Here is a 26,324-nt window from a genome sequence, read left to right as displayed (position 1 = left end):
AAAAATTCCTTTCTTTATTCAAGCTGACTTTTCTTTCTCTTGGCAGCTTGTTCGTTCTGCATATATCGGGCAAGTGTTCTCTGACTGTCACGCTTCTGCTGTGCAAGCCTTGAAAGCCTGTCCGCTTCTTTCTTTAGGGCTTTACGCTCCGCACTCATCTTGGCATAATCTTCACGGGCTTTTTTCAGTTCGTCTTGCAAGTCCTTGATTTTGGGAATAACGCCATTCGGAAACAGTTCTTTCAGCTTTTTATGACACTCATGATACTGGTCGAGTTCGTAACGGCAGTTCTCCCCATATTTCTTTTTAGCCTTTCCCTCCAAAGAAGAATAGTTCTTGTAATAGACCTTATACTTGCGATATTCCTCGATAGCCGGAATTTGCTTCTCCAATTTGTGGATACGGTCGCTCAATTCAAACTGCGGTGTTGACATGACCATAAATTCAGCTAACGCCCTGTGAGCTGCACTCTCCAATTCTTCAAGCGTAGAATTGCTTGCGTTCATCTCATTAAGTGCCTTGCTCGCCGCCTTCATATTCTCACGGTCTGCCCAGTTGGTCAAGCCCTGTGACTGCTGAAATTTCTCTGCTGTTGTGCGGATAATTCTTGCAGTTGGTCTGTGCGACATTTGGTACTTGTAACTCTCGATACGCTTTCTAATCTGCTGGCTCTCGTAGAAGTAGCCCAGCGTTTTGGCTCTTGTGAATTTTGCCCTCGGATTGCGTTCCTTTTGCTCCGCAAGCATAAATTTCAGGTCTATTTTGTGGTCGGGATTGTAGTCAACCAATATGCCGAAATCAGCACACTTTGCAAGGAAATCCTCAAAATCCTCGCTGACCTTGATAACCTCGTCAATGGCTCGTTTAAGCTGTTCTTTCCACGACAAATTCTGCTTGTCAAGCTCCCACTCCCAATGGCTCTTGCCCTTTGAAAGATGCGGATTTTCGATGATAGACAGTCCGTGTTTTCTGCAAAGTTCGTCCGAAATCGTGCGGAGTTTGCTCCACGCTCTGTCTGGAATTTTGCCCTGATTATGCTCGGTTTCAAAGGTCTTGCCCGTGTAGAAATTTACATTGTTCACGATGATGTGATTATGCACATGGGAGTGGTCTACATGAACGGCAAGCACATACTGATACTCGTCATTGAAAAGAGCTTTGCAAAGCTCCTGCCCGATAAGCAAAGCCCGTTCGGGAGTGACTTCCCCCGGAGCAAACGATTGTATTATGTGCTGGCACTCGCTTCGGCTTCGCCCTGTACCGACACACTCTCGGATATTTTTGAACTGTTCTGATGCTCCACATGGAGAAGATACGCACAAGTTGCTAACAACATATTTGCCGTCTGCGGTTTTGTCTGGGTTGCAGATATAAGCAATTGCACCGTATGTTCCCGTGTGGATCGTATGGACACGAGTAATTGCCAAACTTCTTCTAACCTCTCTTTCATATCGGCAATATCTTCATCGTAAAGTTTGCCGCCTTTGTTGACACGGTGGGCTACCTGATTGAATGAATTGGAGATAGACGAAATGTACCTCGCTATCTGTTTGATGTCCTCGGTATCTTCCTCAACATTCATCACGGTGAGAGCAGAATATCTGCAAAAATCGCCCCTGCTTCTGAACGATGTTTCAGCATATCTGCGGTTGATCGCTTCAAGCTCCATGTCGTTCACTCGGAATGTGATAAGGTGCTTTCGGACTTCGCTCGGCTCGATGTCCTGCGGTGGAGATTCGCCCTCGGTGGTGTCGGGAGGTTCAGTGAAATCTACCTCGCCCGATTCCGTGACTTCCAACATTGGAACAGGCTCGGCAGCGGTGTCCTCGGCGGTATCTGTTTCGGGATTATCGGACAGCATATCCGCCTGCATTTCGTCCGCATAGGTGTGGGCAAGTTCTTCCGCAAGCTCCTCGACTTGCTTATGCTTGAACAGCTTTGCAAGGAAACCTTTTTCGGGCTTTTTGAATATTGACATTGTGTTGTCCTCGCTTTCTCGGCGGTTCTGCCGCCGTTCTTCGATTGCTCCTGCAATCGCTCTCAGGGGTCTTAGGGGAAATTTCCCCTGACAAGCCGTATAAAGTTTACGATTTTCCATAATCGTAATACTTTATACCGTGCTTGTGAAAATTGATCGGGCGTTTCACGCCCTCACTTGAATTTTGCCGTTTCACGGCTGTTTTTCACGCTCCTGCGTGTTTGGAGCTATGCGACTTTTCTCTGTATCCGCACGGCTCTGAGAGTATTTTACCGGGCTTCGGCGCAGTTATGATGCTGGGTGGGCGGCAGTCTGGTGAAACCTCCCGTTCGGCTCTCACTGAGCCGATTTTGAATGTCGATATGCTTATCGTTACATTCAAATTTTTGCCCTGCCTGACCGCCCATGAAAATACCCTTCTACTTTACTACCGACGTTTTTGAGAAAATGCTCATGATTTTCTGAAAAGTTTACAGTTTGTTCATGACGATTCTCCCTCTTGCATAGTTTCAACACGGGATTTCTGTTGATGATGACGGTGATTTCGGAGGGGAGATTTCTCGGAAATGGGATTGCTTTTTCGGGGACGGTGTGTTATAATTTAAGGGTAAGAGTGGGCGGTTGGCTTACTTGTCGTATTTACAAAATGGGGGGATAGATAATGAAAGCCAAGAGGATAAAAAGAATCCTTATAATATCACTGACAGTACTTGCGTTTCTCTTAATACTTGTAGAATATTTTATTTATGAAAACCTAAAGTCCTATGGCTACGGTGTGAAAGAACTTCCTGAAACAACTCTTGTATATCTTCATTTAAGTGACGGCTTCACTGTTAGTACAGAAGAAAATCATAGCGTATTTATTGGCAGACATTCATATATCTACGATGATTTGTTACAGAAAAAAGGCTACTATAAATCCGACCAAATGGGATTAGTTTATTCGTACAGAAAAGAGGGTAAGGATTACAAAGCTGATAATGTACACGAATTTCATATCACCGCCTCCAATGATTGGTGTCATTGGTTTAGAGTTTACGATATGAGCGGAGGATATAAAATAGAAGGTTTTTAAGGCCGCTTCTTTTCAATTCTCACAAAAACTGAATATACACCTACCCTATGCAGAGCAAAACCAGCTCTGCATTTTTTATGCCCATTTCAAAATTCCCCATAACATTTTCACGATAAGAAAAGTTTTATGGCGCACCCAAGTTCATGCGCACTGCGAATAGACTTTCACCCCGAAAGTGCGCTATAATTTTAGTATGGGCTGAGTAGTTCGGCTCGACTAAAATTTCAGAATGGTGGTGATGATATGGCTACGACTTCTATCGCTGACAAGCTGGCAAAGCTCGAAAAGAAGATCGCCAAGCGTGAGAAAACTATCGCTGACGAGACAAAGGAGCTTGACAAGGATAGAGCAGAATATAACAAGCTCTACATCATGTTCCTGTCCGACAAGTACAAGCTGAGTGGCAAGGAACTTTTCTCCGCTATCGAGCGTGAGCATGACCAGCTTGAAAAGCTCCGTGAGGGTGAGCAGTCCGATGATGATGCGGACAGTAATTCCTCGGTCACGGACGATAAGGACAAGCAGGACGATACTGCCGTCAAGCACAGCAGTTTTCCCCGTAGCTACTCAGGCGGTAATTGACGGAAAGGGGGCTTTGAATGAGTGACTATGTTTTTGAGATCGGTGACGATAACTTCCCGAAATTCAATCGGGAATATGTGAGCATGAATACAAGTGAGGGATTGCGGATCACAATTGCTCTTGTGGTAAGCGGTATTCCGTTTTCAGGTCACTTTGATAAGAACAGGATCTCTTTTGCGTATGACGCTGATTATAAGAGTGCTGCACAGGAGATCATCGCAAAGGCAAGCTCGGAGGAGTTTGACGAAATGCTCCGTGAGGTCAAGGAACACAGCGGAGAGGATTGTCTTTATTTCCTGCCGACTGTGGCGAATATCCTGCGTATGACGGTGGGAACGCTCCGCAACAGACCGGAGGATATTCAGCTCACTTTGTGCAAGCATTATACGGACGTTTGGCTTTGCGATAAAGATACGATCAAGCGTGAACTGGAAGATGTTCTGATGTTGAGAATGAAAACATTCTAAGCAATAATAGCTGTGTGAGGGACGGCGTTTGCCGTTCCGAACGGCTATCATCATAAAACAACAAACACAACAGAGGGGCAGATAGAGAAAGCGATCCCCTCGCTCTATAAGCATAGAGATAGACAAGCTAAGGAGTAACAAGCTATGAAACAGAAAACTATGCAGGAAATGAACGAGCAGTACAAGGACTGTCCCGTTCAGGTCAACACCTATGTCATTGACGGGACGGAGTACAAAGTTACAAGTCATTTCATCGGTGACAAGGACATTAACGATGTGATGTTAAAGTACGCTGAGGACAGGGCTATGAGCGAAATGCTCGGCACTGTTCCGTCTGCGGTAACAGCTTGATGAAAATTTCCGAAACCTATTGACTTTGCCGATATATTGCGCTACAATGGATATATCGGTAAGGTCGCTTTGGAGAAAGGAGTTATAGATGTTACCAAAGCAGACCGACTATAAAGTGGGAATGTACCTGAGACTCTCTCGTGACGATGAGAGACAGGGCGAATCCCTTTCAATAGAAAACCAGAGAAGAATACTCACAAACTATGTTCAGGAGAACGGTTGGAGCATTTACGATACCTACATTGATGACGGAATTTCAGGCACTACTTTCGAGAGACCGGGTGTCCAGAGATTGCTTGACGATGCAAAGTCGGGCAAGATCAATCTGATACTCTGCAAAGATATGAGCCGTTTCGGAAGAAACTATATCCAGGTCGGACAGTATGTAGATTACCTGTTCCCGATGTACAATATCCGCTTCATTGCACTGACTGACAACATTGATACAGCAAACTCAGATAGTGCAAGTATGGATATGATGCCGATCATGAATGTCTTTAATGAATGGCACTGCGCCAACACCTCCAAAAAGCTGAGAACGGTGTTCCACGCTAACGCTAAGGCAGGCAAGTATATGGCTACGTTCTGCACCTACGGCTACTACAAGGCTGACGATGATAAGCGTACTCCGCTGATCGATCCCGAAGCCGCTGCCATTGTTCAGCGTATCTTCAAAATGAGGGCAAGCGGAATGGGACATAAGTCCATAGCCGATGCTCTCAATCAGGAGCATATCACACCTCCGCTTGATTACAAGTACGACAAGCTCGGCAGGACTTATCCTCTGTATTCGCACCACCTGTGGAATGCTCAGACGATAAGGCGTATTCTGGACAATCAGATGTACCTCGGCAAGCTCGTTCAGATGAAAGAAACCACGGTAAGCTACAAGAATCACAAGGTTATCCGCAACGATGAATCTGAGTGGGTGATCGTTGAAAACAATCATGAGCCTATCATTTCTCAGGAACTTTGGGATAAGGTGCGTGAGCGTGACAGATCGGTGAGCCGTGGCAGGATCACAACGGAGAGGATCACAAGTCCGCTTTCGGGTTTGTGCTACTGCGATAGCTGTGGTGCTAAAATGAAAATGCAGAAAACACCTGAAAGCAAAAGTCCTTACTCTTACAGATGTGGGCTTCACGTCCGCTACGGCAAGAGCTTCTGCACCTCGCACAACATTCGTGGAACTATCCTTGAACAGCTTATCCTTGAGGATATTAGGAGACAGATCGACTTCGTTACCAATGACGATAAGGCAAGGGCGAAATACCTCGCCAGAAAGCAGGGCAACATTGCTCTTGTAATGGCGGAGGATAACAAGCGTAAGCGTGAGATCGAAAAGCGACTTGATGACCTCGGAAAGCTGATGCAGAAGATCTATGAGGATAGAGTGCTTGGCAATATGCCCGACAAGGCTTGTGCAGAGCTGCTTGAACAGTATCAGCAGGAAAAAGAGGACTTGCAGGCAGAGCTTAATGAACTGCGTAAACGCTTCGATGGCTACAAGCGTGAGGAAGAAGATGTTGACGAGTTTATCCGCCGTCTGAAAAGCTATGCAGGTGCGGAGGAGCTTACAAGACAGATGTGTCTGGAACTTATTGAGTATGTGACCATCGACAAATATGTGGATATGAAAACTCAGCGTGACATTCACATTTACTACAAGCTGATCGACAAACCGCTTAGGGATAAAACGAATGCCCTTGCTTAATGCAGGGGCAAATATCCCGAAATCCGCAATATACCGCTAAAAGCCGTATGGCTATTTTTTTGAAATCAATACCCAGTCCATATAGGTCTGTTATCCCATTGCCCGCAGGCTTTAGCTCCCAATCGGTTTTCTGGTCGCCAAAGACCGCAACCCAGTTGTCGAAGTGCTGTAAGCCGTGGTCACGGAGGAAGTCATACTCCAAGTAACGCATCATGGTGTGCAGCTCTGTGATAGAATTGCTCAGAGGTGTGCCGTAAGCAACACCTTAGCAACGAATATTTGGTAAAGTTTGGACGGTTGGTTTTACAGCAATAAAACCGAAAGGACAGATACAAATGATTGATGCGATGTACAATTACAGACAGGGCGATATTCACTCCGCTGAGTTTTCAGACGATTTCAACAAGCTCTGCATACCGTTTGAAGATTCTCTGAGTGAGGAACAGATCGATGTGTTCCACAAGATACTTGACTGCGTGAGCGAAACTTCCGCCGCTGAGATGAGAGCTGCCTACAAGGTCGGCTTCAAGGACGGTGCGACTATGATGCAGGAGATTCAGAACTGATACATTTACAGCATAAGGAAAGGGCTATGTCCTCCGTGACCGTGTACGGAAGGCATAGCCCTGATTTTTTCTTTTCAGAAGCCTATTCAGTTTTCATCTGCAAGGTTCACTATCTTCTTGCCTTGTTTCTCAGCGTATTGTATCGTGCGGTATGCTCCGCCGCTCTTGTGCTGGATACAGCATACCACAAGATCTGCTCGGTCGATCATACTGCGGTTGCGGACTTGGATAGCAGACTTCGGGTGAGCTTCGGACGATTCGGCACACACCTCGACTTCATCATAATAGTCAAGGTACTCCTTTTCGTTGTCACGGTACTCCGCTTTCATGTATGGCAGGACGAGCGTAAAATGAGTATTGCCGTAACCGTAACTGCGGATAGCTCGCTTAATGGCAGCAGAAGCAAGCAAGTCGAAATCGCCGTCCCGTCCGATCAGGAAGTCAACATACTCTTTCTGCGTTATCAGGTCATGCAGGAGCTTGTCAAGGCGGTTTTCTATCTCCGTTCCACGCTCTATGTATCTATGCCCAAAAAAGCAAACTGTGTAAATGTTCATCATCGCTATGCACCTCACATTGTCCCATGTCGATTTCAAAACGGTATCTCTATCAATTATACCTAATTATTGTTGTTAAGTCAATACAAATTGAAACAATGTATAGGCAGATTTCAGCTTGCGTATATTATAATTATATGTAGGTGGTGATACGAATGATTGATGCAGACTTCATATCGGACCGGATAGCAAAGCTGAGGACGGAGAAGAATATATCCGCACGGGATATGAGCCTGAGCTTAGGTCAAAGTCAAAGCTATATCAACAATATCGAAAACAAGAAGGCTCTGCCCTCAATGCAGATGTTCCTCTATATCTGCGAGTTCCTCGGTGTTGAGCCAAAGGACTTCTTTGAGGAAGATGTTACAAGCCCCGGCACATTGAATGAAGCTGTTGCAACATTCAAGTCCCTGTCCCCGAAACAGCTTGAAATGCTGATAGCGATTGCAAAAGAAATGAAGTAAGGCGGTTCTACGGAGCCGCCTTTTCGTTTTGCTCGTAAAATCCCCAGTGAAAAATGGAGATTTTTCATTTCCGAACGGTTGACTATTTGTGCAAAATGTGGTATAATATTACGGAGTATATTTGCCTGCTGTTCGAGTTTAGCATAAGGCAGAAAGGAGCGTATCTATGAAGAAAGCAAGTAATGGCAAAAGCCTATTCAATGAGATGACTCGTGTACAGATGCCTGCACTTGTTCATCTGACAAGGCTCGGATATACATACTATGGTCGAATTTTCGAGGATATGGCTGGAACAGTCTATGATCCCGATACAAATATATTGAAAGATGTCTTTTTAACTCAGTTTAAGAAGCTGAATCCCGAACATGAGGGCGAAGCTGAACAAGTCCTGAAAACCATTATTCAGGAACTTAGCTTTGACGATCTCGGCAAGAGCTTTTATTCTCGTCTGAAATCAACCTCTCCTATCCGGCTGATAGATTTTGAAAATCCCCGTAACAACGTGTTCCATTGTACGGCGGAGTTCACTTGCAAGAACGGTCAAGATGAGTTTCGCCCCGATATTACGCTCTTTGTGAACGGTTTGCCGTTAGTGTTTATTGAGGTCAAGAAGCCCAATAATCACGGCGGTATGGTCGCTGAGAGTGAACGTATGAACAGAAAGCGTTTCCCTAACAAGAAATTCCGTAGATTTATCAATATCACTCAGCTTATGATCTTCTCCAATAACATGGAGTATGATGCCGAGGGCGGTATTGTGCCTATTCAGGGTGCGTTTTACTGTACAGCAGCTAAACAGAGTGCGCCGTTTAACTGTTTCCGTGAAGAAAACCCTCTGAATGAAGATGTAGCACCATTCATCAAAGAATACCCATATAGTGCTATTGATGCAGAAGTCGAGAAGAAGATACTGAAAGACTTTAACAATCAGGTTATTCATACTTCTCCCGAATATCAGACAAATTTGAACGTCAATACTCCTACGAACCGTATCATCACTTCCATGTGTTCTCCTGAGCGACTGCTGTTTATTCTGAAATATGGTATCGCTTATGTGAATATGGAGCGTGAGGTTGACGGTAAGATTGAAACAGTCAATCAGAAACACATTATGCGGTATCAGCAGATGTTCGCTGCCTTTGCTATCCGTGAAAAGCTCTCTGAGGGAGTTAAGTCCGGCGTGGTATGGCATACGCAAGGCAGCGGTAAAACCGCACTATCGTATTATCTTAGCTATATTCTTTCCGATTACTTTGCTCAGAACAATAAAGTAGCAAAGTTCTATTTCATCGTTGACCGCCTTGACCTGCTTGAACAGGCTTCTCAGGAGTTTGAAGCCCGTGGACTTGTGGTAAAGACTGCTAATAGCCGTGCAGAGCTTATGGAGCAGTTCCGCAATAATCAAGCCCAGGAGGGCAACAGCGGACAGCAAGAGATCACGGTTGTCAATATCCAGCGTTTTGCTGAGGATAAGGAAAGAGTAACTCTGCCGTCCTACGCTACAAATTTACAACGTATCTTCATTATTGATGAAGCACACAGAGGATATAATCCTAAAGGCAGTTTCCTTGCTAACCTTTTCGATGCAGATGAAAACTCTATAAAAATCGCATTGACAGGCACTCCGCTGTTAGCTGATGAGCGTGAGTCTTGGAAGGTATTCGGCAGCTACTTCCACACCTATTATTATGATAAGTCCATTCAGGACGGCTATACTTTGAAAATTATCCGTGAGGATATTGAAACAAAGTATAAGGAAAAGCTCTCTGCTATCTATGAGAAGCTCGAAACGCTTGTGCAGAAAAAAGATATTAAGCGTGACCAGATCATTGAGCATGATTCCTATGTCAAAGAACTTACAAGATATATCATCAGCGATTTGAAGCGTTTCCGTACCATTCAGGGCGATGATACGCTCGGCGGTATGGTTATCTGCGAAACAAGTGAACAGGCACGAAAGATATATGCTTTCTTTGACGAGGTACAGCGTGAGCTGAATGCCGATTCTTCACACCCTTCGCATTTCAAGGCTGGATTGATCCTGCACGATAGTGATGATAAGGACACCAGAAAGCAGATCGTCAAGGATTTCAAGAAGAATATGACCATTGACATACTGATCGTATTCAATATGCTCCTGACCGGATTTGATGCTCCTCGGCTGAAAAGGCTGTATTTCGGCAGAAAGCTGAAAGACCATAATCTTTTGCAGGCTATCACCCGTGTAAACAGACCATACAAGGACAATAAGTATGGATATATTATAGATTTTGCCGATATTAAGAGCAATTTCGAGCAGACCAATGAAGCGTACCTGAAAGAGCTGAACAGGTTTAATGATCCGAATGAGGTAGGTGCCGCTAATGTTACCGATACATTCACTCAGGTCATAGAGGATAAAGAGGCTCTTGTTCAGCAGATGCGTGAGGTACGGCAAGTTCTCTTTGACTATACCACAGATAATGTTGAGGAGTTCAGTTCCGAAATATCCACGATAGAGGACAAGCAGGAGCTTATTAAGCTGAAAAAAGTGCTTATCTCTGCCCGTGACTGCTGTAATGTAGTCCGCACCTTTGGCGATGATGAGCTGAAACAAGCCTTTGCAAAGCTCGAAATCACAAGACTTCCCGAAATGATACGAGAAGTTCAGCGACAGATCGACACGATAAATCAAAAAGAAGCCTTTGACAGCGATGACTCCACAAGACAGCTTATCAACGAAGCAATGCAGGACATTACCTTTAATTTCTCAAAGATCGGTGATGAGGAATTGCAGATGGGCTTCATGAGTAAAGAGGAGTTCCACGAAAAATGGCGCAGGACAATACAGTCCTTTACGGAAAATATAGACCAGGACGATCCCGAATTTATCTCCATAAGAGAAGCGTTTATGCAGAGATTCAAGGAGTTCGGCTTCGCTGCCGATACCGTCCATGAGTTCACGGAACGCTCAAAGGCATTAGATGAAGTTCTCAAAAAGTTGGCGGAGCTTCAGAAACGGAATAAGGCTCTTATGCGTAAATATAGCGGTGATCCAAAATTCGCAAGAGTGCATAAGAGGATAAGAGAAGAAAATGCTCAAAGAAAGGCAAAAGGACTTTCCCCCATAATCGGAGAGTTTGACGAGTCGATCATGGAAGTCCTCAGAGCTATCAAAGCGGACGTTGACCAAAAGGTATTTGACCGTAACGATATTCTCAAAAAAGACGCTTATTTTGAGCAGACCGTAATGTCACAAATTAAGCACGGTATGGATACATTGGGTATTAGAGGGACCAGAGAGGACAGAGTGTTTATTCAGACAAGAATTTCCTCTCAGTACCTTAGCCAGTACAATGCGACATACCCCTCAGCTTAATGATTAGGAGTAATAAACAATGGATTTGCAGATAAAAGAAAAAACAATATCACTTATCGACTCACTGAAATCAACTTGCCAGACCTATGGTATGGGAAATGACGGTAATGAGTATAAAATCATCACTCAGGTGTTCCTGTATAAGTATCTGAATGATAAGTTTGGCTATGAGATCAAGAAACTCGATGAGCGTATCGCTAAGGCTGAAAAGTGGGAGATCGCTTATTCGGAGCTTTCGGAAGATGAACGTGAGGACTTGTTCGACACGATGAATCCCGATATTCCTCGTCTTAATCCCGAACACCTTATCTCGCACCTGTGGAATCAGCAGGCAAAGGGCGATTTTGACCTTATTTTCGACCAGACGATGATCGACATAGCAGATAAGAATATAGATATATTCTCTACTCAGACCACGCAGAACACAAAAATCCCGCTGTTTGAACGGCTCACTCAATACGTTACCGATGAAGCTCAGAGAGCGCCGTTTGCCCGTGCGTTGGTGGACAAGCTCGTAAACTTCTCCTTTGAGGAAACATTCTCGGAGCATTATGACTTCTTTGCCGCTATCTTTGAGTATCTTATCAAGGACTACAATACGGCAGGCGGCGGTAAGTATGCGGAATACTATACTCCTCACGCTATCGCTACCATTATGGCAAGGCTTTTGGTCGGTGATGATGCCGACTTGCATAACATAGAGTGCTACGATCCCTCAGCAGGTACGGGGACGCTGTTAATGGCTCTCGGTCATCAGATCGGTGAGGACAGGTGTACTATCTTCGCTCAGGACATTTCTCAGCGCAGTAACAAGATGCTGAAACTCAATCTGATACTGAACGGTCTTGTATCTTCGCTCGATCACGCTATCCAGGGCGATACGCTCCTTGCTCCGTATCATAAGAGTGATGATGGGCAGGCTCTCAGGCAGTTTGATTTCGTTGTATCCAATCCGCCGTTCAAAATGGATTTTTCAGATACCAGAGATGATATAGAGAAGAAATACTCGGCTCGCTTTTGGGCTGGCGTTCCGAAAGTCCCTGCAAAGAAAAAAGAGAGTATGGCTATCTACACTTGCTTCATTCAGCACGTTGTAAACTCTCTGAAAAAGACAGGTAAGGGTGCTATCGTTGTTCCTACGGGATTTCTGACCGCAAAGAGCAGTGTCGAGGGTGCTGTCCTCAAGAAGCTCGTTGAAGATCATATCGTATATGGTGCTGTAAGTATGCCTTCAAACGTATTTGCAAACACAGGCACTAATGTTTCCGTTCTGTTCTTTGATAATTCAAGAACGGCTGACAAGGTAGTGCTTATAGATGCTTCAAAGCTCGGTGAGGAATACAAGGACGGCAATTTACAGAAACGCAGGCTTCGCCCGGAGGAGATAGAGAAGATCATCACAACATTCCGCAACAAAGAAGCTGTGGACGATTTCTCGGTTGCAGTCACCTATGATGAAATAATCGCAAAGAAGTATTCTCTCGCAGCAGGACAGTATTTTGATGTCAAGATAGAGTATGTTGAGCTTACACAAGAGGAATTTGAAGCTAAAATGTCGGCATTCAAGACTGAGCTGCAATCATTCTTCGATGAGGGCAATGCTTTGCAAGCTGAGATTATGAAGCAGTTAGGCAAGGTGAAGTATGAGTAAACTGAAAGAGTACTGCATTAACATCACTGACGGAGAACACGGTTCGGTTAAAGAAGATCTATCAGGAGAGTATTATTTTCTGAATAACAATAATATAACGAGCAACGGAATAATAATAAAACCTGATGATAGAAGAATCTCTATTACAGAGTTTGATAGGATACATAAGCGTACCAAACTTGCTGCGGGTGATATAGTGATTGCTACTTGCGGTACTATTGGTAAATGTCAAGTTATTAGAGATGAAAAAATTAATTTCGATTTTTCTCGAAGCGTAGGTATTATAAAATGTGATTCAAGCCGGCTTTTGCCAGATTTCTTGTACTATTACTTAATCAATCCACATACTCAGAACAGGATTAAGAAAATATCTGAAGGTGGAGTACAAAAACACTTTTACATTGGAGCTATGCAGGAGTTTGATATAGAAGTGCCACCTATTGATATACAAAGAAAAATAATTGCCGTTTTGAGTGCGATTGATAAAAAAATCCAATACAATAATAAGATAAACGATAATTTACAGCACCAGCTCAAGCTGTTGTATGACTATTGGTTCACGCAGTTCGATTTTCCCGATGAAAACGGCAAGCCGTATCGGGCTTCGGGTGGTGCTATGGTGTGGTGTGATGAACTTCAAAGGGAAATCCCCAAAGGCTGGAAGGTCAGCACACTTTCAGATATTGCGGTATTACAAGCGAAATCGGTTATGCCACAAGCAGGAACAGCTTACAATCATTACAGTATTCCTGCATTTGATGATACACATAGCCCAGCGGTAGAAGATGGTGAAGCTATTGCAAGCAATAAGTATGTCGTTCCTGATAACAGTGTTCTTGTATCTAAACTCAATCCTCAATTCAAAAGAATCTGGCTAATTATAGATTCTACTGATAACGCTATATGTTCGACTGAGTTTTTACCTGTCAAAGCAACAGAAACAGGCGTATATGCATTATACTCACTTCTGTGCAGCGATGCTTTTTCTGTTCACCTAATTCAAAACGCAAGCTCCTCAACAGGAAGTAGAAAAAGAATTGATCCAGATAATTGTATGTCTTATAAATTCCCCTACGATCAAAAGGTATTTGCGAGATTTGATAAGGCAATCCAACCGCTGCTCATGAAAATAACAGGTATTCCAACGGAAACGCAAGCTCTTGCGGCTCTCCGTGATTGGCTTTTACCGATGCTGATGAACGGTCAGGCTACCATATCCGATTGATACGATAAATTATCGTTTATAATACTACACTATCTTCCTCCAACGGCGGAAGCTATGAAAAGGGACTGCCGTTGGGAGTCGTTCTCTTGAATTTTATTCTAAGGAGAATTGGCTATGATACAGGAGATCAAAAACGAAATTATGCAGAAAATGCTGTCGGTGTTGGATAATTTTCAGCTCGAACAGCTATCGGAAGTGCTGGACATTGCTTTCTTTGGCATTACTGCGGTATCTTGCGATAAGACAGAAGAAGATAGCAACAATAAGATCGTCGGCTCGTTCATTTCGTCTAAGCGGATAGAAGGCTGTTCGGAGAAATCACTGAAATACTATCAAAAGACCATTACCAATATGCTCGATGCTGTTGGCAAACAGGTAAAGCACATTGATACTGATGATTTAAGAAAATACCTGACAAGCTATCAGGAAGAAAACAATTCAAGCCGTGTGACAATAGATAACATACGGCGCATATTATCGAGCTTTTTCTCTTGGCTCGAAGAAGAAAACTATATTATGAAAAGCCCTGTACGCAGGATACATAAGATCAAGACCACAAGCACGATCAAGGATACCTATACCGATGAAGCATTGGAGCAAATGCGTGATGATTGTACGGATTTGCGTGATTTAGCGTTGATTGATATGCTTGCTTCAACTGGTATGCGTGTCGGAGAGCTTGTTCTGCTAAACCGTTCCGATATTGACTTTGAGGAGCGTGAGTGCGTTGTTCTCGGCAAGGGCAATAAAGAGCGCATCGTCTATTTTGATGCCCGTACCAAACTGCATTTGAAGCAGTATCTTGACGGCAGGACGGACGATAATGAAGCTCTTTTCGTATCGCTGAAAGCTCCGCACAAACGTCTTAATATCGGCGGTGTGGAAGTAAGAATCAGAAAAATCGGTAAACGCCTGAACATACAGAAAGCACACCCTCACAAATTCAGGCGTACATTAGCTACAATGGCAATCGACAAGGGTATGCCGATTGAGCAGCTTCAACAGCTTCTCGGTCATAGGCGGATAGATACCACATTGCAGTATGCTATGGTGAAGCAGAGTAATGTCAAGATTGCCCATAGAAAGTATATAGGGTGAAATAACAGAAAGAAGGGTTATTGTTATGGCAAAGAGTATTGAGCCAAAGCTCAGAAAAATCGGTGCATATCTCAAATTAGAAGAAGATACGAAATTTACCATACCAGAGTATCAAAGACCTTACTCATGGTCTATCACTAACTGCGATAAGCTGTGGCAGGATATTACAGACTTCATTGATAGTGACAGTAAGGATAGATATTTCTTCGGTACAATCATCATCAACTGCCAAAAGGACGATACAGTATTGGGGCTTATAGACGGGCAGCAGAGAACAACAACATTTCTGTTGCTGATGAAAGCTCTTTTAGTTCGTATCAATGTAGCGATAGGCACAACAAGTCAAGATGATGACTCTGAGAATCTGTGCAGAGGACTTAAGGAGCGCCGCAGAAAGATCATGGGTATTCTGTATAAGGCAGAAACAGAGGACATTCCAGATGATCCCGATATTGCAACGGACAGAGCTATCTGTAACAGTGAGCCTATCATTGAGAATTATTCTATCAACGAGCTTTATAAAACAGAATTGCAAACTATACTGAGTGCTGTTGACTACGCCGAAGCAGAGTCCAAAGTTATTAAAATTCCCCGTAAGCAGAAAGATAATAAGTATACGAACTTTTTTAGAAACTTCAAGTTTTTCTATGATAGAGCAAAGGAGCTTTCGGATTCTCAGCTTAACAGCTTTGCAAAAACTCTGACGGATAGCTGTGAAGTCATCGAGATAAAGAGCTGGCAGGTTGAGCAGGCTATTACCATGTTTAACTCTCTGAATTCTGACGGATTACCGCTTTACGATTCTGATATTATCTCAGCAAAGCTCTATGCCGAAGCGGAAAAGAGCAAGGTCAGCGATGAATTTACAAAGCTGTGGAAAGAGCTGATCGAGTTGATTGATGAGCTGAAGCAGAGTGGTATAGCCAATATTGATGCTATACTTATGCAGCAGATGTATTTTGAACGTGCAAAGAACAAGAACAATGAGATTGTTACAGCTACCGGCTCAATAAATGTAACAACACCAGGTCTTAGAAGATACTTTACAGATGACAACAAAGAGCTTCTCAATGATCCTATCGGACTATGCAATCAAATGATAAATATTGCAAAGATATGGAAGAAAGCGTCGGCTTATCCTGTTATTCAGGTTCTTTTGAAGTTTAATGATAATGCAAAGCTGTTCTTAGCAAGCTATTTTCACCGTTTCGATGCAGACAAAATATCCGAAGAAGATGTTATTGAAATTGCAAATTGTCTGTTAAGGCTTTTTACTGTACTGGAGCTTGTAGATATAGGCTATTCCAGCAGCACTTTCAAGACATTTCTTTTCGGTGAGATAGTTAAAATGGCTGACAGCTCTGTATCTGTGCAGGATATTAAGGCTGATTTCGATAAGCATATCTCTGAGAAATGGCAAGCTGACGAAATTAAGAAGTATGTGTCTGAATATGACAGGAATATGCTTGTATACCTGAACGAGTATCTTTTTGCTCAGGAAAACGGGCTGACATTCGTTCTTGGCAGCAAGTATGACATAGAACATATTATGCCTCAGAGTGGTGCAAACCTTGATGCTATCAGAAAAGATGCCCAGATCGACAGCAAGGAAGAGTTTGACGATACAGTCAACAAGCTCGGCAACAAAATACTTCTTGAAGAAAAGATCAACAGGTCTATCGGTAACGAGTGGTTCAGAACAAAGGTGTCTACTAAGCTTTCCGATAAGACAGGCTATATTGATAGCGAATATCCTGTTGCAACTGCCTTAGTCAAGAGGTACGAGAACGATACTAAACCTTATTGGTGCAAGCAGGATATTGAAAATGCTACTGATGTAGCAAGTGATAGAATTGTTAAATTTATTTTCTCTCTTTAATGATACAGAGACACGTTATGGAGTATTGTATATGGAGTATAAAAAAGTAAAGCTGTCTGAGTGTTGTAAATCTATTTCAGACGGCGATCATCTGCCACCGCCTAAATCACAAAGCGGTGTCCCGTTCATTACGATTTCAAATATTGACGGTGATAATCAGATAAATTTTAATGGCACCATGTTTGTTCCTGACAGCTATTACGATAGCTTATCTGAGGAAAAGAAGGCTCGAATCGGAGATATTCTTTATTCTGTCGTTGGCTCGTTTGGAAAACCAGTATTTATCGACTTTGATAAAAGATTTGTTTTTCAGCGACATATTGCTATTTTTAAGCCTAATGATAAGGTTAATTCAAGATATTTATACTATGTAATGCTGAACCCTGACTTTTATTATATTGCAGATAAAATGGCTATCGGAGCTGCTCAGAGGACAATTACTCTTAATTCTCTACGAAACACGACTGTTAATCTTCACGATATAGCTATGCAAAATGCTATTGTCGATGTTTTATCCTGCATAGATAAAAAAATTCAATGCAATAATAAGATAAACGATAATTTATCGTATCAATCAGATATGGTAGCTTGACCGTTCATCAGCATTGGCAAGAGCCAGTCACGGAGAGCAGTTAGTCTCGCTGTTTCAGCAGAATTGTTATTGATCTCAGCTAAAAGCGGTTTTATTGCTTCTGTAAAGTTCCTACACACTTGTAAGTTGGGAATAATCATTTTGGTATCAAGCAAAGTGTTTATGCGTATGCCCTTGAAAATACTTCCTGTCGAAGTATTTGTTGCTTTCTGTATGAAGCTATCGCTTTGGAAAAAAAGATATAAGTATTCAGGGGTAATCTTATCTGTTTTACTTCTGATAGAAAACACAGATTCGTTTATATCCCAATTGGTAGGCTCTTGCTGAATAAGATAGCATCTTCCTAAAGGTGCTATACTTGCAAAAAGAATGTCTCCTACACTAATATCCGATCTTCTGTGGACAATAGCTCTTGCTTTTTCATCTATCATGTCACACCCTGAAAAATCCAAACTACCTGTTGTGGTAAGGTTTTTTACAGTAATGTATCTTATGCTACCATTGCCGAGTACGAAATTATCTCGTGGATTTAAGCCTGTTGATATTTTCTCAACGCAATCACTAACAGTGCCTATGCTCCAATATTGCGGTATTTCACGCTTTAACTGCTCATTCCACACCATAGCACCGCCAGAAGCCCGATACGGCTTGCCGTTCTTGTCAGGAAAATCAAACTGAGTGAACCAATAGTCGTACAACAGCTTGAGCTGGTGCTGTAAATTATCGTTTATCATGCTATCGAAATCAGCGCCAATAGCCCAAAGTCTAATGACACACTCACTTTCCGTTCCGCTGGGGTTCAAATCAGCATTATGGCGCGCGCCACAATGACAGCATACCCTTTTGGAACTGAATAACTCACAAAGACCTGAGATTAGCTTACAAGCATTTCTCAGGTCTTTTCTTTTCAGGCGGTTAAGTTTTCCGCTCCGCAGGCTCGGACGGCTCAGAGGGGCGTTTCCGTTCGTCTGAGCATAGCAAAAGGCTCTGCATTACTGCAAAGCCCTTACGCTGATTACTCGTCCTCATCGCTGCACTCGTCAAGTCCGTGAAGTAGCTGAATGTAAACACACTCTGCTCGGTCACGTTCCTCTCCCTCGGCGGTCATCATCATTTCGAGGAAATATGCCTTTGCTTCTTCGTAGTCGGTCCAGACCTCACGCTTACCATTGCAGACAGTAGTGACCTTGCGTGTTCTCGGCATAGCCAATTCGGGTATCTTTAACATAGCTGTATCCCTCCTGTGTTTTATTGTAGATACATTATATCCCATGACAAGACAGGAGTCCAGCCCTGCGGAGTAATTGTAATAATAATTGTGCAGGGCGCAGCAATATTATAAAAATCCCCGGTGCAATATGCTCATGCAGAAACAGACTCGGTTATCCCGTTTTCCGCTTCATACTCCCTGACACGGCGGTAAAAGGTGTTAGCGGACAAGCCCATTCTCCGCATAAAGTCCCTGCCCGTGATGCTCTTTGACTTCCATTCCCCATAAAGCTGACCGAACCTTGTCCAGTCGATCTCAATGGGCTTTCTGCCTGTGTACTTGCCCTGAGCCTTAGCGATCTCGATGCCCTCACGCTGACGCTGTTTGAGCTGTTCACGCTCCAACTGTGAGAGTGCTGCAAATACGGTCAACATGAATTTGCCCGTAGGAGTGTCCGTGTCGATATTCTCCTTATGGCTGACGAGTGTTACCCCTTTTTCAGTGAGGGTGTCGATGATGTTCAGTAAGTCTTTCGTGGAGCGCCCCAAACGGCTGATGCTCTCGATATAGAGCGTATCGCCCTCACGCACATAGTCAAGCATTGCCCTGAGCTGAGGGCGGTCGGTGTTAGCTCCTGAAATCTTCTCGGAGAAGATACGGTCAACCTGATAGTCGCACATGATCTCCTGCTGTCTTGCTGTCTCCTGATGTTCCGTAGATACACGGATATACCCTATTCTACTCATAAAATCTTCCTTTCTTTATTCAAGCTGACCTTTCTTTCTCTTGGCAGCTTGTTCGTTCTGCATATATCGGGCAAGCGTTCTCTGACTGTCACGCTTCTGCTGTGCAAGCCTTGAAAGCCTGTCCGCTTCTTTCTTTATGGCTTTACGCTCCGCACTCATCTTGGCATAATCTTCACGGGCTTTTTTCAGCTCGTCCTGCAAGTCCTTGATCTTGGGAATGATGCCGTCGGGAAACAGTTCTTTCAGCTTTTTACGACACTCATGATACTGGTCGAGTTCGTAACGGCAGTTCTCCCCATATTTCTTTTTAGCCTTTCCCTCCAAAGAAGAATAGTTCTTGTAATAGACCTTATACTTGCGGTATTCCTCGATAGCCGGAATTTGCTCCTCCAAAGCGTGGATACGGTCACTCAATTCAAACTGCGGTGTTGACATGACCATAAATTCAGCAAACGCCCTGTGGGCTGCACTCTCCAATTCTTCAAGGGTGGAGTTGCTTGCGTTCATCTCGTTAAGTGCTTTGCTCGCCGCCTTCATATTCTCACGGTCTGCCCAATTCGTCAAGTCCTGAGACTGCTGAAATTTCTCGGCTGTGGTACGGATAATTCTTGCTGTCGGACGGTGCGACATTTGGTATTTGTAGCTCTCGATACGCCTTCTGATCTGCTGACTCTCGTAGAAGTAGCCCAGCGTTTTCGCACGGGTAAACTTCGCTCTCGGATTGCGTTCTTTCTGCTCCGCAAGCATAAATTTCAGGTCTATTTTGTGGTCGGGATTGTAGTCCACCAATATCCCGAAATCAGCGCACTTTTGCAGGAAATCTTCAAAGTCCTCGCTGACCTTGATAACCTCGTCAATGGCTCGTTTAAGCTGTTCTTTCCACGAAAGATTTTGCTTGTCAAGCTCCCACTCCCAATGGCTCTTCCCCTTTGAAAGATGCGGGTTTTCGATGATAGAAAGCCCGTGCTTTCTGCAAAGTTCGTCGGAAATCGTGCGGAGTTTGCTCCACGCACGGTCGGGAATTTTCCCCTGATTATGCTCGGTTTCAAAGGTCTTGCCCGTGTAGAAATTTACGTTGTTTACTATCACATGATTGTGGATATGTTCATGGTCTACATGGACGGCTAAAACATACTGATACTCGTCATTGAAAAGTGCCTTGCAAAGCTCCTGTCCGATAAGCAAAGCCCGTTCGGGAGTTACCTCTCCGGGGGCGAACGATTGTATTATGTGCTGGCACTCGCTTCGGCTTCGTCCTGTACCGACACACTCTCGGATATTTTTGAACTGTTCTGATGCTCCACATGGAGTAGATACGCACAAGTTGCTAACAACATATTTGCCGTCTGCGGTTTTGTCTGGGTTGCAGATATAAGCAATTGCACCGTATGTTCCCGTGTGGATCGTATGGATACGAGTAATCGCCAAACTTCCTCTAACCTCGCTTTCATATCGGCAATATCTTCATCGTAGAGCTTGCCGCCTTTATTCACTCTATGGGCTACCTGATTGAACGAATTGGAGATAGACGAAATGTATCGTGCTATCTGTTTTATGTCCTCGGTATCTTCCTCAACATTCATTACGGTGAGTGCAGAATATCTGCAAAAATCGCCCCTACTTCTGAATGATGTTTCAGCATATCGGCGGTTGATCGCTTCAAGCTCCATGTCGTTCACTCGGAATGTTATCAGGTGCTTGCGTACCTCGCTCGGCTCGGTGTCCTGCGGTGGTGATTCGCCCTCGGTGGTGTCGGGAGGTTCAGTGAAATCTACCTCGCCTGATTCCGTGACTTCCAACATTGGAACAGGCTCGGCAGCGGTGTCCTCGGCGGTATCCGTTTCGGTATTATCGGACAGCATATCCGCCTGCATTTCGTCCGCATAGGTGTGGGCAAGTTCCTCCGCAAGTTCCTCGACTTGCTTGTGCTTGAACAGCTTTGCAAGGAAGCCCTCGCCCGATTTTTTGAATATTGACATTGTGTTGTCCTCACTTTCTCGGCGGCTCTGCCGCCGTTCTTCGATTGCTCCTGCAATCGCTCTCAGGGGTCTTAGGGGAATTTTCCCCTGACAAGCCGTATAAAGTTTACGATTTTCCATAATCGTAATACTTTATACCGTGCTTGTGAAATATGTCGGGCGTGTCCGCCCGTGTCTGTATTTTTGCCGTTCCTACGGCTATTTTTCACGCTCCTGCGTGATTGGAGCTATGCGACTTTCTCTCTGTTCCGCACGGCTCTGAGGGTATTTTACCGGGCTTCGGCGCAGTTATGATGCTGGGTTGGCGGCAGTCTGGTGAAACTATTTCCTCGGCTCTCCCTGAGCCGATTTTGAATGTCGATATGCTTATCGTTACATTCAAATTTCTGCCCTGCCTGACCGCCCATGAAAAACACCCTCTACTTATCTACCGCTATTTTTGAAGATTTGCTCATGATTTTCCGAAAAGTTTACAGTTTGTTCATGACGATTCTCCCTCTTGCATAGTTTCAACACGGTATTTCTGTTGATGATGACGGCGATTTCGGAGGGGAGATTTTCTCAGAAATGGGATTGATTATTCAGGGACGGTGTGGTATAATAATGAGGTAACAACAGGCGCTTGGCTTGAATATTGAAAAGAGGAATAACAAATGAGTATTTTTGGCTTTAGTTTTACGGAACATTCTGATTTGGCAGAGCCATATAAAACATTTGTAAGGCAGATGTCGAAATGGTACAACGGAGGGGAAATGCCCGAACTTGCGAGTCAGGATCTTCGCTTTGCCTTAGAGCTGCAAAGACAAAAGCTGCAATCGCTCGGACTTGATATGCAATGCAATCTCAAAAATACGGGATCAGCCACAGGCAATATCTATGGCGCTTCTTACAGCGACAGAGTATTCACAAACAGCAGTGTCAACGGAAATATGTGCATGACAAGAAACATCGGATGCAATCAGACTCAGATCTATAAAAATACAGCGAACATCGGTCTGAGTACGATATTCCAGAGCTTGAAAAATGATACCCAGCCGAGGGCTTCTATGCCGTTATGCTGTCCTCACTGCGGTGCGCCGTCTACGCTTGGGGAACTCGAATCTGGATGTAAATACTGTGGTACCGGATTTCTTATGAGCGAACTATATCCGAAAGTCGTGAACTTTTTCATTAACGAGGAATATAATAGAGACAAAAATGCTGCTAAAAACAAGCGTGAGTTGGCAATCTTTATAACGGTTAGCATTTTACTGACAATGATTTACGTCCTGTTCACAGGTCAAAACAGCAGCGCAATAGAAGAAATCACCGGTGGCATTGTTGCCGGAGGTATTGTCGGTGCTATGTTGTTTGGGACCAAAAAGCTATTTGAGGTCATATTCTTTATGGGCAAGAATATGAGGGGCGGAGGAGGTACAGGCTCAACTCTGTTTTATGCGAATAAGATCAAACGGCATGATCCTGAGTTTTCAATCGAATACTTCCGAGATAAAATCACATCACTGTTCAGAATGGCTGTTTACAGCAAGGATGCCACAGAGCTTGCCTGCTGTAAGTGTCAGTGTCCTGAAAAAGCGGCTGACATCATTGAAGCACAGCTATTCAACTTCAACATAAACAGTTGCAAAATAAAAGATAATGTTTGCGATGTTGAGGTCACGCTTTTTCTTGACTGTCTTCATTACAAAAAAGGAAAAATCCAAAGTAAAACTGACAAATACAGAATGCGTATCAGAAAGCATATCAAAGCCCCGACCGAGCTTGGCTTCTCTTTCTCTGCCGTTAGCTGTCCGTCATGCGGTGGAAGTTTCGATGCACGCAATGTGAAAGCCTGCCCGTACTGCAACACTGAATATTTGCACGAAGAACACGACTGGGTTATTACAAACATAAAGTAATAGAATCAAATGAAATAATATCTACTTAATGCGGAGCGTTACAAGCGTTCCGCTTTTTTATTTTCCCCATAACATTTTCACGATAAGAAAACTTTTATGGCGCACTCTATTTCTTGCGCACTGCCAATAGACTTTTGGTATCCGAGCGCGCTATAATATTACTATGGAGTTGAATAATTCAGCTCAACTAAAATTTCAGAATGGTGGTGATGATATGGCTACGACTTCTATCGCTGACAAGCTGGCGAAACTCGAAAAGAAAATCGCCAAGCGTGAGAAAGCTATCGCTGACGAACAGGAGCAGCTCAACAAGGAAATGGAGGAGTACAACAAGCTCTACCTGACGGCTCTTGCAAGCAAGTTTAAGCTGAGTGGCAAAGACCTGTTCTCCGCTATCGAGCGTGAGCATGAACAGCTTGAAAAACTCCGTGAGAGTGAGCAGTCCGATGATGATACGGACGATACTTCCTCGGTCACGGACGATGAGGACAAGCAGGACGATACTGCGGTCAAGCACAGCAGTTTTCCCCATAGCTACTCAGGCAGTAATTGACGGAAAGGGGGCTTTGAATGAGTGACTATGTTTTCCTTGTTGGTGACGATTATGAGAGCAACAACAAGGAATATGTTTCAATAAATTCTGACAAGGGACAGCAGATAAGCATTGCCTTCGCCACAAGCGGTATCCCGTTCAAAGGGCGGTTCGACAAAGAGCGTATGCTGTTCAACTATGACGGCATTTACAAGGAGTCCGTTGATGAAATAATTGCAAAATTCACCTCGGACGAGTATGCCGAACAGCGCAGGGAGATAGCGGAGCATAAGGGCGATGACTGCCTTTATTTCCTGTCTGATGTCGCAAAACTCCTGCATATGACAGAGGGTACGCTCCGCCGCAGACCTCTTGATATTCAGCTTGCCGTCTGCAAGCGGTATGTGGATAACTGGTACTGCGATACTTACACGATCCAGCATGAGCTGAAAGATGCTATGATGCTGATAACCAAACCCGAAATGAAAGACAGCGAGAAAGATAAAGCTGTCGGAAAGGACTAAAAATTTGAATACAACATCTGCCGTAGAGAAAAGAGAGAAGGCAGTTGACTATGTATCTGATGAGGGTATCAAGGTGAGAGTTTCTTACCCTGATGATGTTCCCGAAACGATCAGACAGCAGAAGATCAACAAGATGTACGATATTTTCCTCGGTGCAATGCGCCGCAACGGAACAGAAGAAACAACTGAATGATCTGGCAATCTGCCGAAAAATGATTACAGTTACAAGAACGCTGTTGCAATTTTCGGACGGTTGCGCTATGATATAGATGTAAAACCAACCGTCCGATTGCAAACGCAATTGGAGGTCAACAATGAAAAGAACAACTAAAACAAACGACGGTATCACGGCGATCTACGTCCGTCGCTCCGTCAGCGACAAGGATAAGGGCAACAATTCGCTGTCCATTTCCGCACAGAAGGAGGAGTGTATCAGATTTGTGGGAGAATGCGATTATCGTATCTATTGCGATGACGGCAAGTCGGGCAAAGATGTGATGCACCGTCCCGCATTTATGCAGATGATGAGCGATGCCCGTGAGGGACTTATCAGTAGAATCATCGTGAAAAAGTATGACCGTTTCAGCAGAAATATGAGGGAATACTTGAATATCACGGACGAGCTTGACCGCTACGGTGTGACCGTCTATTCGCTCTCAGAGCCGTTCAATACGGAGACAAAAGAGGGACGTATGATGAGGAACAATCTGCTGAATTTTGCGGAGTTTGAGCGTGAGACGATCGCCGCCCGTGTAGCGGATGCCTTCCAGACTAAGGCAAGAGAAACAGGCTTCTATCAGGGCGGTAAAGTTCAGTTCGGCTATACTCCCGAAAGAAGAACAATTAACGGCAAAACAGGCTCGGTGCTTGTTCCCTCGGAGAATGCCGAGGCGGTGCGTGTGGCGTATGACCTGTATCAGAATCCCGAAAACTCTCTGACCGATATTATCCGCTACATGACGGAGAACGGTATCAATGCTTCAAGACCGACACCACGCACGAAAACAGGCATTTCCAATCTTGACAGATCGCACCTGAGCCGTATTCTTGAAAATCCGCTTTATGTGAGGGCTGACAAAGAGGTCTACCGCTATTTTCTTTCCAAAGGATATGAAATGCTTGACGATATTGAAGCCTATGACGGTATTCACGGTTTGTTCGTTCACGCCGGGCTTGATGATACGCATTTCGTCAAGGTAGCCTACCATGAGGGGCTTGTGCCTGCGGAAACGTGGCTGAGAGTGCAGGACAGGAAGTCGCACCAGAGCAAGTTCCCGACAAACGGCAAGGCTATGAACTCTTGGCTTGTGGGTATGGTGAAATGTGCCTGCTGCGGCTATGCGATGCACTTCAATCACTGTGCGAACAGAAAAGGTGTTGTGTATCATCGCTTCATCGACTACGGCAAGTTCACGCTGAACGGCTGTCCCACTCCGCCCATTCAGTTAAAGCCGAGACAGGTCGAGGACGCTGTGCTGAAAGAAATGCAGAAGCGTATTGAACAGTTAAAAATTGCAAAGCGTGAGGACAGCAAGCCCGACACCGAAACGGAGAGTATCAAGACGGAGATCATTCGCATTGACAGCGAAATTCAGAAACTCATGGAAAAGCTCGCTGATGCGGACAGCGTACTCTTTGACTACATTCAGAAGCGTGTGAGCGCCCTGCACGAACAGAAGTCGGAGCTTGATAAAAAAATGCAGACTATGTGCCGTAAGCGTAAGGCGATCGACACAAAGCCTTTGGAAGAACCTATGAAGCAGTGGGATAAGCTGACGGTGCAGGAGAAGCACGATGTAGCGGCAGCTATGATCGATGTCGTGCTTATATCCGATGAAACAGGTATTGAGGTGAAATTTAGCATTTGAAAAAGTGCGG

Annotated in this window: 26 protein-coding genes; 18 read left to right on the top strand and 8 right to left on the bottom strand. The window is 44.2% G+C overall.

All coding sequences use genetic code 11. From position 1 onward, the window contains the following. Window positions 1–14: 14 nt before the first annotated feature. Complete coding sequence (locus BMX22_RS13925; RefSeq protein WP_074743050.1) at window positions 15–1,322, bottom strand: relaxase/mobilization nuclease domain-containing protein; 1,308 nt, start codon at window positions 1,320–1,322, stop codon at window positions 15–17. Further along, on the bottom strand, window positions 1,226–1,978 hold the full coding sequence (mobC, locus tag BMX22_RS16205) for a plasmid mobilization relaxosome protein MobC (RefSeq protein WP_074743048.1): 753 nt from the start codon (window positions 1,976–1,978) through the stop codon (window positions 1,226–1,228). The genes BMX22_RS13925 and mobC overlap by 97 nt, the downstream gene beginning before the upstream one ends. Window positions 1,979–2,639: 661 nt before the next feature. Between mobC and BMX22_RS13915 the strand changes: the two genes are divergently transcribed. The 6 genes from BMX22_RS13915 (at window position 2,640) to BMX22_RS13885 (ending at window position 6,733) form a co-directional block, all read left to right on the top strand. Further along, window positions 2,640–3,053 carry a hypothetical protein gene (locus tag BMX22_RS13915; RefSeq protein WP_074743046.1) on the top strand — a complete coding sequence of 138 codons (414 nt, stop codon included), beginning with the start codon at window positions 2,640–2,642 and terminating at the stop codon, window positions 3,051–3,053. Between the two features lie 243 nt (window positions 3,054–3,296). Beyond that, window positions 3,297–3,635, top strand: a complete 339-nt coding sequence (locus tag BMX22_RS13910) for a hypothetical protein (protein ID WP_074743044.1) — start codon at window positions 3,297–3,299, stop codon at window positions 3,633–3,635. 17 nt (window positions 3,636–3,652) lie between these two features. Continuing rightward, entirely contained in the window at window positions 3,653–4,102 is a 450-nt protein-coding gene (locus BMX22_RS13905; RefSeq protein WP_074743042.1) for a hypothetical protein, read from the top strand. Between the two features lie 144 nt (window positions 4,103–4,246). Next, a complete protein-coding gene (locus BMX22_RS13900; protein WP_074743040.1) occupies window positions 4,247–4,453 on the top strand; it encodes a hypothetical protein in 207 nt (68 codons plus the stop codon). Between the two features lie 88 nt (window positions 4,454–4,541). After that, a complete protein-coding gene (locus tag BMX22_RS13895) occupies window positions 4,542–6,167 on the top strand; it encodes a recombinase family protein (protein ID WP_074743039.1) in 1,626 nt (541 codons plus the stop codon). Between the two features lie 335 nt (window positions 6,168–6,502). Beyond that, entirely contained in the window at window positions 6,503–6,733 is a 231-nt protein-coding gene (locus tag BMX22_RS13885) for a DUF6809 family protein (RefSeq protein WP_074743036.1), read from the top strand. 86 nt (window positions 6,734–6,819) lie between these two features. Here BMX22_RS13885 and BMX22_RS16575 read toward each other — a convergent pair whose 3' ends face one another. After that, on the bottom strand, window positions 6,820–7,293 hold the full coding sequence (locus tag BMX22_RS16575) for a hypothetical protein (protein ID WP_318259764.1): 474 nt from the start codon (window positions 7,291–7,293) through the stop codon (window positions 6,820–6,822). A gap of 155 nt (window positions 7,294–7,448) precedes the next feature. Between BMX22_RS16575 and BMX22_RS13875 the strand changes: the two genes are divergently transcribed. The 7 genes from BMX22_RS13875 to BMX22_RS13845 all read left to right on the top strand — a co-directional run bounded on the left by BMX22_RS13875 (window position 7,449) and on the right by BMX22_RS13845 (window position 17,557). After that, window positions 7,449–7,754, top strand: coding sequence for a helix-turn-helix domain-containing protein (locus BMX22_RS13875; protein ID WP_143055541.1), 306 nt, complete (start codon window positions 7,449–7,451; stop codon window positions 7,752–7,754). Window positions 7,755–7,920: 166 nt separating this feature from the next. Then, the gene (locus BMX22_RS13870) at window positions 7,921–11,112 is read left to right on the top strand and encodes a type I restriction endonuclease subunit R (protein ID WP_074743032.1); all 3,192 of its coding nucleotides are present in this window, start codon (window positions 7,921–7,923) and stop codon (window positions 11,110–11,112) included. Window positions 11,113–11,131: 19 nt separating this feature from the next. After that, window positions 11,132–12,763 (top strand): HsdM family class I SAM-dependent methyltransferase, encoded by a 1,632-nt coding sequence (locus tag BMX22_RS13865; RefSeq protein WP_074743030.1) that lies wholly within the window; start codon window positions 11,132–11,134, stop codon window positions 12,761–12,763. Beyond that, window positions 12,756–13,988 carry a restriction endonuclease subunit S gene (locus BMX22_RS13860; RefSeq protein ID WP_074743028.1) on the top strand — a complete coding sequence of 411 codons (1,233 nt, stop codon included), beginning with the start codon at window positions 12,756–12,758 and terminating at the stop codon, window positions 13,986–13,988. Before BMX22_RS13865 ends, BMX22_RS13860 begins: the two co-directional genes overlap by 8 nt. Before the next feature lie 114 nt (window positions 13,989–14,102). Beyond that, window positions 14,103–15,086 carry a site-specific tyrosine recombinase/integron integrase gene (gene xerA, locus BMX22_RS13855; protein ID WP_074743026.1) on the top strand — a complete coding sequence of 328 codons (984 nt, stop codon included), beginning with the start codon at window positions 14,103–14,105 and terminating at the stop codon, window positions 15,084–15,086. Window positions 15,087–15,111: 25 nt separating this feature from the next. Continuing rightward, window positions 15,112–16,965, top strand: a complete 1,854-nt coding sequence (locus BMX22_RS13850) for a DUF262 domain-containing protein (RefSeq protein ID WP_074743025.1) — start codon at window positions 15,112–15,114, stop codon at window positions 16,963–16,965. 31 nt (window positions 16,966–16,996) lie between these two features. Continuing rightward, a complete protein-coding gene (locus BMX22_RS13845; RefSeq protein ID WP_074743023.1) occupies window positions 16,997–17,557 on the top strand; it encodes a restriction endonuclease subunit S in 561 nt (186 codons plus the stop codon). On the opposite strand, the gene BMX22_RS13840 is transcribed toward BMX22_RS13845, so the two are convergent. From BMX22_RS13840 to BMX22_RS16200, 5 genes are all read right to left on the bottom strand, one after another. Then, window positions 17,536–18,291: a restriction endonuclease subunit S gene (locus BMX22_RS13840; protein WP_074743021.1), complete on the bottom strand. Its 756-nt coding sequence runs from the start codon at window positions 18,289–18,291 to the stop codon at window positions 17,536–17,538. The two genes, BMX22_RS13845 and BMX22_RS13840, sit on opposite strands and share 22 nt — an antisense overlap. A gap of 281 nt (window positions 18,292–18,572) precedes the next feature. Continuing rightward, window positions 18,573–18,785, bottom strand: coding sequence for a hypothetical protein (locus BMX22_RS13835; protein WP_074743020.1), 213 nt, complete (start codon window positions 18,783–18,785; stop codon window positions 18,573–18,575). Between the two features lie 134 nt (window positions 18,786–18,919). Continuing rightward, window positions 18,920–19,513, bottom strand: coding sequence for a recombinase family protein (locus BMX22_RS13830; protein WP_074743018.1), 594 nt, complete (start codon window positions 19,511–19,513; stop codon window positions 18,920–18,922). Window positions 19,514–19,528: 15 nt separating this feature from the next. Then, window positions 19,529–20,836 (bottom strand): relaxase/mobilization nuclease domain-containing protein, encoded by a 1,308-nt coding sequence (locus tag BMX22_RS13825; RefSeq protein WP_074743016.1) that lies wholly within the window; start codon window positions 20,834–20,836, stop codon window positions 19,529–19,531. Continuing rightward, window positions 20,740–21,492 carry a plasmid mobilization relaxosome protein MobC gene (locus BMX22_RS16200; protein WP_074743014.1) on the bottom strand — a complete coding sequence of 251 codons (753 nt, stop codon included), beginning with the start codon at window positions 21,490–21,492 and terminating at the stop codon, window positions 20,740–20,742. The genes BMX22_RS13825 and BMX22_RS16200 overlap by 97 nt, the downstream gene beginning before the upstream one ends. Before the next feature lie 653 nt (window positions 21,493–22,145). Here BMX22_RS16200 and BMX22_RS13815 point away from each other — a divergent pair. The 5 genes from BMX22_RS13815 (at window position 22,146) to BMX22_RS13795 (ending at window position 26,314) form a co-directional block, all read left to right on the top strand. Beyond that, window positions 22,146–23,390, top strand: coding sequence for a hypothetical protein (locus BMX22_RS13815; RefSeq protein ID WP_074743012.1), 1,245 nt, complete (start codon window positions 22,146–22,148; stop codon window positions 23,388–23,390). A 214-nt stretch (window positions 23,391–23,604) separates the two neighbouring features. Then, window positions 23,605–23,943 (top strand): hypothetical protein, encoded by a 339-nt coding sequence (locus BMX22_RS13810; protein WP_074743010.1) that lies wholly within the window; start codon window positions 23,605–23,607, stop codon window positions 23,941–23,943. Between the two features lie 17 nt (window positions 23,944–23,960). Further along, window positions 23,961–24,446, top strand: coding sequence for a hypothetical protein (locus BMX22_RS13805; RefSeq protein WP_074743008.1), 486 nt, complete (start codon window positions 23,961–23,963; stop codon window positions 24,444–24,446). 4 nt (window positions 24,447–24,450) lie between these two features. After that, the gene (locus BMX22_RS13800) at window positions 24,451–24,639 is read left to right on the top strand and encodes a hypothetical protein (protein ID WP_009985237.1); all 189 of its coding nucleotides are present in this window, start codon (window positions 24,451–24,453) and stop codon (window positions 24,637–24,639) included. A gap of 121 nt (window positions 24,640–24,760) precedes the next feature. Continuing rightward, window positions 24,761–26,314, top strand: coding sequence for a recombinase family protein (locus BMX22_RS13795; protein WP_074743006.1), 1,554 nt, complete (start codon window positions 24,761–24,763; stop codon window positions 26,312–26,314). The last annotated feature ends 10 nt before the right edge of the window (window positions 26,315–26,324 follow it).

Origin of the sequence: Ruminococcus sp. YRD2003 (genome assembly GCA_900109435.1) — a bacterium.
Taxonomy (GTDB): Bacteria; Bacillota; Clostridia; order Oscillospirales; family Ruminococcaceae; genus Ruminococcus; species Ruminococcus flavefaciens_G.
Note: the sequence above shows the minus strand (reverse complement) of the source record. Positions and strands in the feature narration are given on the sequence as shown.

Excerpts from the sequence above, each read along its gene's own strand:
- mobC (WP_074743048.1), bottom strand. The coding sequence starts at position 1,978 with ATGTCAATATTCAAAAAGCCCGAAAAAGGTTTCCTTGCAAAGCTGTTC.
- BMX22_RS13910 (WP_074743044.1), top strand. The coding sequence starts at position 3,297 with ATGGCTACGACTTCTATCGCTGACAAGCTGGCAAAGCTCGAAAAGAAG.
- BMX22_RS13870 (WP_074743032.1), top strand. The coding sequence starts at position 7,921 with ATGAAGAAAGCAAGTAATGGCAAAAGCCTATTCAATGAGATGACTCGT.
- BMX22_RS13830 (WP_074743018.1), bottom strand. The coding sequence starts at position 19,513 with ATGAGTAGAATAGGGTATATCCGTGTATCTACGGAACATCAGGAGACA.
- BMX22_RS13900 (WP_074743040.1), top strand. The coding sequence starts at position 4,247 with ATGAAACAGAAAACTATGCAGGAAATGAACGAGCAGTACAAGGACTGT.
- BMX22_RS13895 (WP_074743039.1), top strand. The coding sequence starts at position 4,542 with ATGTTACCAAAGCAGACCGACTATAAAGTGGGAATGTACCTGAGACTC.
- BMX22_RS13805 (WP_074743008.1), top strand. The coding sequence starts at position 23,961 with ATGAGTGACTATGTTTTCCTTGTTGGTGACGATTATGAGAGCAACAAC.
- BMX22_RS16200 (WP_074743014.1), bottom strand. The coding sequence starts at position 21,492 with ATGTCAATATTCAAAAAATCGGGCGAGGGCTTCCTTGCAAAGCTGTTC.
- BMX22_RS13840 (WP_074743021.1), bottom strand. The coding sequence starts at position 18,291 with ATGATAAACGATAATTTACAGCACCAGCTCAAGCTGTTGTACGACTAT.
- BMX22_RS13905 (WP_074743042.1), top strand. The coding sequence starts at position 3,653 with ATGAGTGACTATGTTTTTGAGATCGGTGACGATAACTTCCCGAAATTC.
- BMX22_RS13860 (WP_074743028.1), top strand. The coding sequence starts at position 12,756 with ATGAGTAAACTGAAAGAGTACTGCATTAACATCACTGACGGAGAACAC.
- BMX22_RS13885 (WP_074743036.1), top strand. The coding sequence starts at position 6,503 with ATGATTGATGCGATGTACAATTACAGACAGGGCGATATTCACTCCGCT.
- BMX22_RS13815 (WP_074743012.1), top strand. The coding sequence starts at position 22,146 with ATGAGTATTTTTGGCTTTAGTTTTACGGAACATTCTGATTTGGCAGAG.
- BMX22_RS13835 (WP_074743020.1), bottom strand. The coding sequence starts at position 18,785 with ATGTTAAAGATACCCGAATTGGCTATGCCGAGAACACGCAAGGTCACT.
- xerA (WP_074743026.1), top strand. The coding sequence starts at position 14,103 with ATGATACAGGAGATCAAAAACGAAATTATGCAGAAAATGCTGTCGGTG.
- BMX22_RS13915 (WP_074743046.1), top strand. The coding sequence starts at position 2,640 with ATGAAAGCCAAGAGGATAAAAAGAATCCTTATAATATCACTGACAGTA.
- BMX22_RS13850 (WP_074743025.1), top strand. The coding sequence starts at position 15,112 with ATGGCAAAGAGTATTGAGCCAAAGCTCAGAAAAATCGGTGCATATCTC.
- BMX22_RS13865 (WP_074743030.1), top strand. The coding sequence starts at position 11,132 with ATGGATTTGCAGATAAAAGAAAAAACAATATCACTTATCGACTCACTG.
- BMX22_RS16575 (WP_318259764.1), bottom strand. The coding sequence starts at position 7,293 with ATGATGAACATTTACACAGTTTGCTTTTTTGGGCATAGATACATAGAG.
- BMX22_RS13810 (WP_074743010.1), top strand. The coding sequence starts at position 23,605 with ATGGCTACGACTTCTATCGCTGACAAGCTGGCGAAACTCGAAAAGAAA.
- BMX22_RS13845 (WP_074743023.1), top strand. The coding sequence starts at position 16,997 with ATGGAGTATAAAAAAGTAAAGCTGTCTGAGTGTTGTAAATCTATTTCA.
- BMX22_RS13795 (WP_074743006.1), top strand. The coding sequence starts at position 24,761 with ATGAAAAGAACAACTAAAACAAACGACGGTATCACGGCGATCTACGTC.